Origin of the sequence: Azospirillum canadense (genome assembly GCF_025961225.1) — a bacterium.
Taxonomy (GTDB): Bacteria; Pseudomonadota; Alphaproteobacteria; order Azospirillales; family Azospirillaceae; genus Azospirillum; species Azospirillum canadense.
Genome location: NZ_JAOQNG010000005.1, coordinates 344,949 through 357,092 on the forward strand (window position 1 = coordinate 344,949; position 12,144 = coordinate 357,092).

Annotated in this window: 10 protein-coding genes; 5 read left to right on the plus strand and 5 right to left on the minus strand. The window is 68.8% G+C overall.

Annotated features, from left to right (window positions below):
• A complete protein-coding gene (locus M2351_RS26290) occupies positions 1-615 on the plus strand; it encodes an NADPH-dependent F420 reductase (protein WP_264659004.1) in 615 nt (204 codons plus the stop codon).
• A gap of 173 nt (positions 616-788) precedes the next feature.
• Positions 789-1,880, plus strand: coding sequence for an alkene reductase (locus M2351_RS26295; protein WP_264659005.1), 1,092 nt, complete (start codon positions 789-791; stop codon positions 1,878-1,880).
• A 54-nt stretch (positions 1,881-1,934) separates the two neighbouring features.
• Here the strand turns inward: M2351_RS26295 and M2351_RS26300 are convergent, their stop codons facing one another.
• Positions 1,935-2,471, minus strand: a complete 537-nt coding sequence (locus tag M2351_RS26300; protein ID WP_264659006.1) for a hypothetical protein — start codon at positions 2,469-2,471, stop codon at positions 1,935-1,937.
• Positions 2,472-2,553: 82 nt separating this feature from the next.
• Between M2351_RS26300 and M2351_RS26305 the strand changes: the two genes are divergently transcribed.
• On the plus strand, positions 2,554-3,246 hold the full coding sequence (locus M2351_RS26305) for an IS5 family transposase (protein WP_264659007.1): 693 nt from the start codon (positions 2,554-2,556) through the stop codon (positions 3,244-3,246).
• Positions 3,247-3,307: 61 nt separating this feature from the next.
• Here the strand turns inward: M2351_RS26305 and M2351_RS26310 are convergent, their stop codons facing one another.
• From M2351_RS26310 to M2351_RS26320, 3 genes are all read right to left on the minus strand, one after another.
• On the minus strand, positions 3,308-3,934 hold the full coding sequence (locus M2351_RS26310; protein WP_264659008.1) for a LysE family translocator: 627 nt from the start codon (positions 3,932-3,934) through the stop codon (positions 3,308-3,310).
• Positions 3,935-4,001: 67 nt separating this feature from the next.
• Positions 4,002-4,784, minus strand: a complete 783-nt coding sequence (locus tag M2351_RS26315) for a helix-turn-helix domain-containing protein (protein WP_264659009.1) — start codon at positions 4,782-4,784, stop codon at positions 4,002-4,004.
• A gap of 105 nt (positions 4,785-4,889) precedes the next feature.
• Entirely contained in the window at positions 4,890-9,149 is a 4,260-nt protein-coding gene (locus M2351_RS26320) for a DEAD/DEAH box helicase (protein WP_264659010.1), read from the minus strand.
• A gap of 494 nt (positions 9,150-9,643) precedes the next feature.
• Between M2351_RS26320 and M2351_RS26325 the strand changes: the two genes are divergently transcribed.
• Together M2351_RS26325 and M2351_RS26330 are read left to right on the plus strand one after the other, a co-directional pair.
• A complete protein-coding gene (locus M2351_RS26325) occupies positions 9,644-9,850 on the plus strand; it encodes a hypothetical protein (protein ID WP_264659011.1) in 207 nt (68 codons plus the stop codon).
• A gap of 16 nt (positions 9,851-9,866) precedes the next feature.
• Positions 9,867-10,307, plus strand: coding sequence for a hypothetical protein (locus M2351_RS26330; protein WP_264659012.1), 441 nt, complete (start codon positions 9,867-9,869; stop codon positions 10,305-10,307).
• A 924-nt stretch (positions 10,308-11,231) separates the two neighbouring features.
• On the opposite strand, the gene M2351_RS26335 is transcribed toward M2351_RS26330, so the two are convergent.
• Positions 11,232-11,522: a hypothetical protein gene (locus M2351_RS26335; RefSeq protein ID WP_264659013.1), complete on the minus strand. Its 291-nt coding sequence runs from the start codon at positions 11,520-11,522 to the stop codon at positions 11,232-11,234.
• Positions 11,523-12,144: the final 622 nt, after the last annotated feature.

The window sequence follows — 12,144 nt, forward strand, 5'->3', positions numbered from 1 at the left end:
ATGCCTTCCATAGGAATCATCGGCACCGGAATGATCGGCGGTGCCATCGCCCAGCGTCTCGGTGCCAAAGGTATCGCCGCGACCGTCGCTAACAGCCGCGGCCCGGCAACTCTCTCTGATCTCGTCGCCAAGGCGGGACCATCGATCACGGCGGGCACCCGCGAGGAAGCGGCCGCTAAGGACATCGTGTTCGTATCGGTGAACTGGCCCAAGCTGCAGGGCGCGCTCGCCGGGCTCGACTGGAACGGCCGTATCCTGATCGACACCAACAACAACATGCAAAAGCCGCCGCTGCCGCCGATCGATATCGCCGGGCGCGCTTCCACATCAATCGTTCAGGAATGGGCGCCTGGAGCGCGCGTGGTGAAGGCGTTCAACCATCATTTTTTCATGAATCTGGAGAAGTCCCCCGACGCCGATGGCGGGCGGCGCGTCCTCTTCTACGCCGGCGACGACGAGGCGGCGAAAGCCGAGGTTGCGAAGCTGATCGATCAGCTCGGCTTCTTCGGGCTCGACCTGGGCGATGTTGAACATGGCAGCCGCCTGTTCCAGTCCCCCGGCGGTCCGCTTATCGCCCATGATCTCGTGAAGATCGACAGCCCTCTACCATTCTGAAGAAGCTCGCGCAGACGGCCAGGCCATCTTCGCGAGCTTTTGGCCTTCGGGTCGCACCCAGCGCCGGTGTGCCGTGACCGTACTGCGGCACGGCACACCCAGATCCTCCCCTCCCATGGAGGAGGAGCAGAGGCTTCGGTTCGCACACGACAACAGCATGATGGAACTACTCTATGACCGATATCCATTCACCTTTTACGCTCGGGAGGATCGAGCTTCAGAACCGTTTTGTGATGGCGCCGATGACCCGTGCGCGCGCAAACGACGACGGTACGCCGGGACCGCTCGCTGCGGAATATTATGGCCAGCGCGCCAGCGTCGGCCTCATCATCACCGAAGGAACGCAGCCGTCTGACGACGGGCAGGGCTATCCCATGACCCCCGGCATATACACCGATGCCCATGTCGCCGGCTGGCGCGAGGTGAACGACTCCATTCACGCGCAGGGCGGCCATGTCTTCTATCAGCTCATGCACGCGGGGCGCATGTCGCATCCCGACAACACGCCGCATCACCGGCAGGGCGTCGCCCCCTCCGCGATCGCGCCGGGCGAACAAATCTACACGCTGGACGGCATGAAGGATATTCCCGTCCCCCGCGCTCTGACGACCGATGAGGTGGAGGCGACGGTCAAGGACTATGCCTATGCCGCTCGGCGCGCGATCGAGTCCGGCGCCGATGGCGTCGAGATCCACGGCGTCGCCTATCTCGTTCACCAGTTCCTCGCGATCAGCTCCAACAAGCGCACCGATCGCTATGGCGGTTCGATCGAGAACCGCGCCCGCTTCGCGATCGCGGTCGCGCAGGCGATTATCGCCGAGATCGGTGCTGACCGGACCGGCATCAGGCTCTCGCCCGGCTTTACCGGCATGGGCCTGGACGTCGGCCCGGAGGGACCGGACCTGTTCCGCTACCTTGTCGCCGAGCTGGACAAGCTCGGCCTCGCCTACATCCACATCGTCCATTACGGCGAGGACAACATCCTGCACGACTTCCGCAGGATCTGGCACCAAGCGATCATCCTCAACCGGCCTGCGCGCCCCCGCGAGGACATCGGCAAGGACATCGCTTCAGGGCTCGCCGACCTTGAGTCCTATGGTGCGCACGTGCTTGCCAATCCGGACTTCATCGAACGGGTCGTCTTGCATGCGCCGCTCAACACGGCCGACCATAGGGTCTTTTTCGGAAACCAGCCCGAGGGTGCCGCCGCAGGATATACCGACTTCCCGACGCTGAAGGCCAGCCGGAAAGGAGTTCAGGCATGATCTGGTTTCAGGCGGTGGTCCGCTTCGCCATTCATCCCGGCAAGGGCGAGGAGTTTAGGCGCATCGCCGAGGACATGGTCCGGCTGACACGCGAGAGGAAGCACTCTTCAGGGTCAGATACTTGTCGTCGAGGACGGTCCGGACGATGGTCTCGGCTTCCGACAGCAGCCTGGGACCGCGCCCCGAATCGTCGCGCAGCAGGTCGCGGACCAGACGGCGCCGGCCGTATTTGCGCAGGTGGTTGCGGATCGTCTGAGGCGTCCGTTTGAGACGGGCGGCAAGATCATTGATAGCGGCAGCACGTGCCTCGCTCTTCAGAGAGGTGCTGTCCAGAATGCGGTCGAGCTGTGTGGCCAAGCGCTCGGCCTCGGACCAGCGTGGGTCATCGGGTGGATCGTCGGATCGCCGTCCCATACCCCAGACGCCCTCCCGCGAAAGCGTTTCGTTCAGACGCGTGCCGTCGCTCAGCAGAGCGATGCGGGCGCGTGGCACCAGCTTCTGCGGGGTGTTGCCGCTGCGGACGAGATCCTCCAGTCGACGCCGGTCGGCGGGAGCGAGTTTCAGGTCAATGGCCCAGCGAGAGACATCCATGCCCCTCAGCGTGCCGCCATCCCTTGTAGAACGTAATCCCCTGTTCGACTCGCTCCACTAGGTTCAACTTTTGCTTCGTCGATTGCAGAGCGACTATCTGCGCACCATCCGGACACTGCGCTTCTTGGTGCGCGAGGGCATCCAGTGGCGCGAGCTGCGGGCGACGGATGGGCGTGCCTCCGGCTCCACCCTCCGTCGCCGCCTGGACGACTGGCACGCGACGGGGGTGCTGCGTCGCGTCCACGCCGTCCTGGTCCGCATGGCGCGCTCCAGCCCCGAGGCCGGAGCTTGGGACGTTGCGGTGGACAGCTGCTCGGTCCGAGCCAAGCGGGGTGGCGAGCTGACCGGCCCGAACCCGACCGACCGCGGCAAGCCGGGCACCAAGTCCCATCTGGCCGTCGCGACAGACGGCTTGCCGTTAGCCGTCATTCCCTCGGCAGCGAACGTCCACGACACCAAGCTCTTCCCGGAACTGCTTCGTCTGGCTCAGGTCGTCTGTGCCAAAGCCGGCAAGGTTTATGCGGACGCGGGCTACGACAGCGCCGATAACCGTTGGCTCTGCCTGCGCGACGGCATCCGGCCGTACATCCGAAAGATCGGCGAGCCCCACGGCTCGGGGCTCGGGAGGGTCCGGTGCGTGGTCGAACACGGCTGCTCCTGGATCTTGGCCAACAAGAGATTGGATCGGCGGCAAGACAGGCTCGGGCGAATCGTCCTCGCCTTGCTCACCGCCGCGGCCATCTTCGTCGTCGCGCAGCGGCTCGTCGCGGCTTGAGCGGCCTGCCCCCGTGAGGCCTCGCCGTCAGTGGCCCGATCCGTCCCGAGCCCCTCGGAGCTCACGCGCTTGCGATCCGCCAGACCACGAGCGCCGAGAAGAAGGCCAGCCCGAGGGCGCAACCCAGGTTGATCAGCCTCCAGGTGGTCGGACCGAGATGCCGGCGCGTCCAGGCGATCAGCCCCGCGCACAGGAAGCACCACAACAAGGACGAGGCCATGAACCCGGCCAGGAACACCGTGAAGGCTTCCCAACCGGGGCGGTCCACGCCGAGCGCCGTGATCGTGCCGCCCAGGGCCGCCCAGTAGGTGACGTTCATCGGGTTCGAAAGCGAGAGGGCCGCACCCGACACGAGCGCCGAGCGATCGAGCCGGCTACCCGCGCGCTCATCGAAGGCCGGCATGGGCCCGAGTCCGTCGGCGATGGCTTGCCAAGCCATCCAGGCGAGGAGCGCCGCGCCCGCCAAGGCGAGCGGGACCTCCACGTGGGAAAGGGTGAACAGCGCCGCGGCCCCGAGCAGCCCGAGCACGGCCCAAGTGAAGTCCCCGACCAGCGAGCCGACCTGGACCGCGAGCGCCGAACCGAACCCGCCCCGCAGGCCGCGTCGCAGGCTCTCCGCGAAGATCGAGCCTGGCGCGGCGTTGAAGGCGAGGCCGAGGACGAAGGCGGAGGCGAACAGCTCGATCACGGCGGGGCTCCCTTGCGGTGGTCCGCCATGATGGATCGACGGTGCAGGTCCCGTCTTGAACGTGGTTTCACCCGACGCCCTTGGCCCACACCCCCGGCGGCACGCCGTACATGGCTTTGAACCTGCGCGTCAGGTGGGCTTGGTCGGCGAAGCCCAGTTCCGCTGCCACGCCGGACAGGCGCTCCCCACGCGAGACCGCCTCGCGCGCCGTCTTCAGCCGCTCCACCATCAGCCAAGCGAAGGGAGGCAGGCCACGGGACCGCGTGAAGGCGCGCACCAGTTGGACGGGCGTGAGACCCACGTCGGTCGCGAGGTCATCCAGGCACGGCGGGGCCGCCATCTCGTCGCGCAGCCGCTCGGCCACGCGGCGTACCTCCGGCTCCGCCCGCTCCGCCCTTTCCGGCGGCTTGCTCCCAGCGGCGTCCAGGAGCTCGGCGACGAGATCGATCGCCCCCTCCAGGACCTCCGCGTCACCGACCACCCGGTCGAGAGCCCGCAGGCCGAGGGAACGTAACCGTCGGGCAAGTCCCTCGTTCCACAATATGGGCCTCTCGAACACCACCTCCGACGGCAGGCCCGCCAGCCGCACCATGGCGGACGGGTCGAGGTAGACGCTCGTGAACGACCATGACGCGTCGCCCGCACTGGAGGCTTGCACCTGCCCGGGATTGTAGAGGGTGACCTCCGCGGTCGCGGCCTCATGGGTCCGCCGGTCCAGCCAGATGCGCTCGCGCCCGGAGAAGTTCGCGCCGATGACGAACTCGTCGTGGGCGTGCTTCGCGAAGGAGCGGCCGGTGCAGTCGAGGAACGCGATCTCGAGGCCCGGGAAGGAGCGGCGTCGGAAGGTCATCACGGCATTCTCACCTAAGGTGGGGGTGAAAGGCCATGGCTGACGCGCTGTCGCCCCATGATGCTCGTCATGCGAGCCCCGCGTTCTGATTTTGGAAACCGTGCCTTAAACTGGCCGCTCCAGCACCTCCGCCAGCAGCGATTGCCCGAGCGGCGCCGGCACATCCCCTTCCTTGCGCATGCCTTTGTTCCACGTCGCTGCAACCGTCTGCCGGTCAGCGCCCATTCGCCTCGCCATAGCCGCGACCAATTCCACCGCCGGCACCTCGCCGAAGACCGCCAGGGCCGCGACCTCTTCCCAGGTTGCAGGGGCCTGTCGCCGGGTCAGCAACCGCTGTGCCAGCCCGCGGCTGCCGACCACAATGAACGGCGCGAGCACGACCGCACCGTCGTCCAACATCCTCGGAAGATCCCGGATTGCCTCGCCGAGTGGCCGAGGCACCCGTGTCCGTTCCTCTTCCCAAGCCGCCCAGTAAGCGCCCAGTCGGTCGCGCCACCCTTCCCCTACGACCTGTCGTAGCGCCTCCACGGCCTGTTCGCCATCGATCCCCAGAGCCTCGATTATTGACAACGCTTCGCGCCCTGTTAGCGGCACCGGTCCGCGCCCCACCCCAGGGCCGCGGCCCGCCCCCTCAGCGTCTACGCTGCCTTTATCACCGCTCGACACCGTCTCCGTGGTGTCCACCCGTGTGTGGGTCGATGCCTCAATGGCGTTGAATGATGATATCCCTGTACCGTCGACCTCGCTCGCTGCCGGCCCCACATTCTGCGCCTCGATCTCCGCCTTTGCCTCCGTCGAAGGCGCGACTTCCTCGATTCCTACCCCACCCTTTCCGGCAATCTTCCGCCGGGCCGCTCTGGCCCGGTGCGTCAGCGCTCGCACCGACGGGGTCTCCACGCCGCCACCGCGGGCCGCCTCATACGGCGCTATCGGGCGGTCACTCCTTTCCGCTGCCCCGCCGCTCACGTCGGCCGCCCCGAACAGGTAATCCAAGTCCCGTCCATCCAAGGGGCCGATGGCGCCCGCATCTCCAACGACCGCCGCCGCCAGCGAGCCCTTTCGCGCCTGCAGATCGAGGATTCGCTCCTCGACCGTGTCCGTGGCGATGAGTTTGTAGACGAAGACCGGCTTGTCCTGCCCGATGCGATAGGCGCGGTCCGTTGCCTGGCTCTCCACGGCGGGATTCCACCACGGATCGTAGTGGATGACGGTGTCCGCCGCGGTCAGGTTCAACCCACGCCCGCCGGCTTTGAGGCTGAGCAGGAACACGGGCACCTCGCCGGCTTGGAACCGCCGCACCGGCGTCTCCCGATCCTGCGTCTTGCCCGTCAGCTCCACGTACCGCACCCCTTCCGCCGCAAGCCTCGGCTTGATCAGGTCGAGCATGGAGGTGAACTGCGAGAACAGCAGAATGCGCCGCCCTTCCGGCACCATCTCCACCACCATGTCGATCAGTGCGTCCAACTTGGCACTCTGCACGTCCGTCCGCTCCGTCGCAGCGTCCTGGCGGCCCGTGCCGCCCCCGTCCGCCGCGGCCGTGTCCGGCGTTGCCGCTGTGCCCGCCACGGCGGTGGCGGCGCCGTGATCCTGTTCAACGGCCGGCTCATCCAAAGCCGCCCGGTCATCGCCGCCCTCGCTGTCGGCCACTCCCATGCGTGCCAAGCGCGGATCGCAGCACACCTGCCGCAACCGGAGCAGCGCATCCAGGACCGTGATCGCGCTCCGGGCCAGTCCCTTCGTCTCGACTGCGGCGCGCACCTGCTTATGGACTGACATGCGAATGGTCTCGTAGAGGTCGCGTTGTCCCTGCCCAAGCTCGACCCGCACCGCCACCTCGGTTTTGGGCGGCAACTCTGTGGCCACCTGTTCCTTCGTCCGGCGCAGCATGTACGGCCCGATCCGGCGCTTGAGCAACGCCATCCGATGCCCGTCCTGGCGTCGCTCGATCGGACCACGGTAGAGCCGCCCGAACGCCGCCCGGTCGTCCAGAAACCCGGGCATGAGGAAAGCGAACTGGCTCCACAACTCCTCCAGATTGTTCTCCACCGGCGTTCCGGTGAGGCACACCCGATGCCGCGCCCGCAAACTCCGCATCGCTTGCGCCGCTTGGCTGTCCGGATTTTTGATCGCCTGCGCCTCGTCCAGAATGATCGCGTGCCACGCGACCGGCTTGAGGAGCGCCACCTCCCGCGCCGCAACCCCGTACGTCGTCACCACGACGTCCACGTCCTCCAGCGCCAGCCGCGGGCTTCGCAACACCCCGTGCCGCACGACGACGCGCAGGTCGGGCGTGAACCGCTTGGCCTCATCCAGCCAGTTCGGCACCAGCGAGGTCGGCACGACGACCAGGACCGGGGTCGTCAAACGCTTTTCCTGCTTCTCCACCGCCACATGCACCAGCGTTTGGATCGTCTTTCCCAACCCCATATCGTCGGCCAGCACGCCGCCCTCGCCTCGCTCGCGCAGCGCCTGAAGCCACTCCAACCCCTCACGCTGGTACCGGCGCAAGTCCCCCAGGAACGCCGCCGGCACCGCGACCGTCCGGCTCGGCCTCACCGCTCCGGTCGCGTCCCGCGCCGACTCCAGGCTTGTCGCCAGAAGCGCCGCGGCATCGCGGCTCGCCGTGTCGGTGTCGACCATGTCGGCGATGTCGACCATGGCGTCCACAAAGCGGGCCGGCACACGGACCGTGTCCCGCCGCCGCACGGCGCCGTCCAGCATGTAATCCAGCGCGGACAGCATGGCCTCGACCCGCGCGACCGGCAACGCCAGCACGTCCCCGTGCCCGGTGTCGAGCGCGATCCGCACATGGTTGTCCACGACGACCGCAGCCTCCAACCCTCCGGCCTCGATCAACGAAACGAGGATCGGCAGCAGGGACACGTACCGCCCCCCCACCTTCACGCCGACGCCGAGATCAAACCATTCGCTCGACCCGTTGGGCATGCGCACGGTCAAATCGGCCGTGATCACCAGGCCGCCCCGACCGCCGCGGCCGCGGCCCGACCGACCACCGCCCTGCGCTGCGACGCCCTCCGGCCCAACCGCCGCAAGCCACCACGGCTTGACGACGGCGTCCTCGCCCGACTCACCGCGCGGGCCATAGCCGCTGCCGTGACCGCGCCCCACCGCCGCTTTGGCGAACGCCGGTCCGCCGACCCGCACGCGCTCGGCTTCAACCCGCGCGGCAAAGAACCAGCCGACCCGCTTCGCCAGGGCATCGATCAGCGCATCGGCCATCGGCCCGACCACCGGCGCCTCCCCGGACAGCCACGCGCTCCAGCGACCCTCAACGGCGTCGCGAAACTCCTCCGGCACCGTCCGGCACAGGTCGGCCAGCACCTCGCGGCCGTCCATGTGGAGGGCGCGCAGACACGCCGCCACCTCCCGCGTCGACCGCGGCCCGCGCCCCTCCACGAGCATGCGCACCACCAGCTGGTCCGCTTCGGTCACATCCAGCGTCACCACGGGCTCGGTCAGCCGCGGCTTTGCCGGTTCCGGCGCAGCCTCCGCCTTAACCGCCGGGGCATCCTCATCGTGCCGGGACTTCCCCCGGCCGGGCGCCGATCCGCTGCCAGTTCGGCTGCCACCAGCCCCAACCTCGTACGCAACCGCCGGCGCGACCATCCCCACGCCCCCGGCCATCGCCGCGAACACAAACGTCCGCTCGACGACGACGGCGCCCTCCGCGCGAACGACGACCTCCGCGTCTCCGATCCGCCCCGCCGCGGCCACCGAGGTGCCTCGTCCGTCGAGAATGCTGGTGCCACTGGGGCCACACAGATCCGGCCACACCGCGTCGATCTCGCGCCGCGCCGCGGCATGCCGCCCCCGCGCGCTCGACATCGGCACCAGGGGCACAACGACGGGCAGGACCATCGCGGGGGGCTGCAGCCTCCGCAGCGTGGCCGGCGCGAACTCGGCCAGCAGCGCCCACAGCAGGGAACCGCCCCGCTCCGCCTCAACGCCATCGTCCGCCCACGCCTCGACCACCGCCGCCGGGATCGCCGCCCCGCCGTCGTTGAGCAGCACCCCGACCTCGCGTCCCACGGTCGCCGCCGACCACCCGAGCCCTCCCAACGCTACCCGCACTTGGTCCGCCGTCATTCCCGCCCGATAGGACGGCGACACGATGCGCCCCTCCACCACGACCCGCGCCCGGACCGTGGCCGCCGTCTCGCCATCCGCCTCACCACCGTCTCCGGCAGCCGAACTCTCCGCATCGCAGAGGAGTCGCACCGCCGCTGTGCCGATCCGACCACGTTCCGAGGTCCAGCTGCCCAACACGTCCCGAGGCCCCCGCCCGACACCGAGCCGCTCAAGCGCGTCCAGCACATTTGCCGGAACGTTGTCCACCGTCACCATCCCCGTCCCCACTCGCCCGCCAAGGCCTTGCATCAGCATACATGGCCCGCACGCCAGGCCAGCGTAAGAGGCAATCGCGTTCTGATGGCCTGTGTCCGCCTATACAGGGCCTGTCATCGCCAAGCAAGGCGCGCTTTCGGCCGACCCACCGCCCCTTCGGGCGCAGACTTTTCCAGCGTCGCGGCGATACTGTACGCCCTAACCCCGTCACACCATCTTGTGTGACGGTCGCCGTCCTCCGCTTTTACTTGAGCGCGGACCTGCGTCCGACCGTTCGTCCTTTGGTTGTTTCCCAGAAGTCTCCTTGGGGCGACGCTCGTCCCCGCCGGACAAAAGCGGCAGCCGGGGCGGTCGGCGTGTCGTGCCCACTCCATTCCCGCGACGGCACCGTCCAAGCTATGCGACGACATCATGCGGCCCGGCGCCCTCGCCCCTGCCCTCATCACGGCGCTGTGTTACCCTGTCGCTCCACATCTCTCCGAGGGTCTCCCGTCATGAAACCACCCACGCCGCACGCGCTCCTGGCCGACCCAGCCGCCTCCGACTGGCTGAAGGCTGCGTTGCGAAGCGCGTTGACCCGCGACCCGGTCGACGCCGCCAACGACGCGGCCGTCCTCTCCCGCGTTCTCAACGAGCATGCCAGCCAAAGCCTGGCCGATCTCGCGGCACACACGCCCCCTGGTTTGTTGCAACCCCACTGACCCAGGCCGCCCCGCCATGCCCCTCCACTCCCGACGCCCCACCACGCCGGCCCTCGCCGGCTGGCGCGCGATCGTCCGCCACCCCGCCTTCCGCCTCGGCGTGCTCGACGCCTTGTCCGGCCGCCCCTTCGATGCCGACAACCTCCTCACCCGCCTCGCCCGACCGCAGGCGCCGGCCGATGCCCAAACCCGCCGCCGAAAAATCGAAGGGATTTTCACCGCCGGCGCCATCCAGCTGGCCCAAACCCGCTACGAGGAGGGCCGTATGGCTGTCTTGGAGCACGGCCTGGCTTGTCAGTCGTGGACGAACCCCACCCGTCCCCCCGCCTCCGTCCGCGCCTTCGTCGCCCGCCTCGCCGCCATCGACAGCGCCGCCAGGGCCCGCCGTCAGCACCAAGCCGTCTCCGCCACCGATCGCCACGCCCGCCCTCCCGTCTGGCCGACCCTGCCGCTGTAACCACCCCACCGCCGCACCGGGCTTATCATGCCGCACACGACCGCGATCACGGATTCCCAAGAAGCCGCCCGTCTTCTCGTCGCCGCCCACGGTCCGACACCCCTCTCCGCCGTCACACGTTTGCGCCTCATGCCCGCGCCGCGTCCGGCCCACCCCCAGCAAGCTGGAGACTGTTTGTCGTCGGTGGTGCGCCTCGGGTCCGTTCCGCACGGCGGGGGCGCCGGCACGCAGCGCACCGCTCCAACGGCGCCCCGTTCGCCGATACTTCCCCGCATTCCGTTTTTATCGTAGAGTTCCGCCACCCCCCGCCGCCCCATGCCCGGATCGCCTTTCCATGTCCTCCCGCCTGTCCCCTACCTCGCGCCGTGACACCTGGGACTACTTCCGCATCAATCCGGACGCCGTCGCGCTGTCGAACGCGCAGGCTCAGGAGCTCTGCCGCCTGGACGACGACGTCAAGCGCCACCTGTTCAGCCATTTCCCGGAGTTCCTGCGCTGTCTCCTGCCCGAGGACCGGGACACCGTCATGGCAAGCATCGGCCGGTTCGACACCGCCGACCGCATCCCCGACCGCCGCACTCCGGCCTCGGTGGCCCGCCCCGACCTTGCCGACTTGGCGAGCCCGCCGCTGTCGGACGATGACGCGGCTGCCGTCCTCGTTGAAACCCTGGCCGTCGTTGAAGAAGCGGGCGAGACTTTGCGCCGCAAGCTGCGCACAGCGCTGACCAACCGTGACCGCGACGAACTGCATAAGCTCATGTCGTCCAACATTTGGTCGCGCTGGTTCCTCTCGCACGTCATCGCCCCGTTCCTCGACGACTACGCCATCATCCTCGACGGCATGGGCATCGATCCGGAGCAGATCCGGCGTCAGGCCGCCAGTCACCACGCGGCGCGGGCGTTTGACGCCCCGTCCCCCTCGCCTCAACCTCGACCGGCCCCGGCAAACGGCGACGCCGCTGCCGCCGTGTCCTCCAGCCCGCTGCCCGCGGCGTCGCCGCGCACCAGCGGCTTGCCCACCGCGCTTGGGACCTTCGCGGCCACGCCAGCGGCCCCGGACTCCCGCCCGCAGCCCTCCCCATCCACCACCGGCTCGGCCGCCCCCGCCGCACCGATCGTGGCGGCCGCCCCCTCCCTGCCGACCTCCACGACGCCGCCGGCGCCCCGTCGTCCCTTTTCGACCACCGTGACCATGGGCCAGGCTGTGGTCGCCATGGACGTGATCGATCGCGTTGCGGATGCCGTTCCCCACCCCAAAGCCATGAAGACCGCGGAGCTGGTTACCAGTTACGGCACGCTCCTTCAACTGACCGATGCCATCGAGGCTCGGCTTCGCGCGGATCTCCCCGACGTCCCCTTCGGCGTCCTTGGCGATCCTGCCAACGCGAGCCTTCTGCCGGTCATCACGCACCCTCTCGGCAAGTCCTACGCGCGCGCGCTCGCCAACCGCGTCACCATCGCCACCACCCTTCTCGACCGCCCGGACATCGCCCCGCACCTGGCCACGGGCCTTCGCGATCTGCACGCCCGCCTGACCGCCGACTCCGGTCGCACAATCCCTATCCTCACCCCTACGCCCGCCACCGCCGCCGCGCCCGCCCATGCCGCGTCCCCGCTCGAGGTCACACCGTCGCCTCAACCCGACACCGTTGCGCAACCGCCCTCGCCTCCGAACCCTCCCGCAACGCCGTCCGCAGCCATCGCCACGGTTCGGGCGACGGCGACCAATCCCGCCCCACCCTCGCCACCGGCTTCCAGCGTCGCGGCCGTTTCGGAAGCCGCGCCCCCCGTCGGCACTCCCCGCCGCTCACCCAGGTCCCGCGGTTTTGCATCCCCA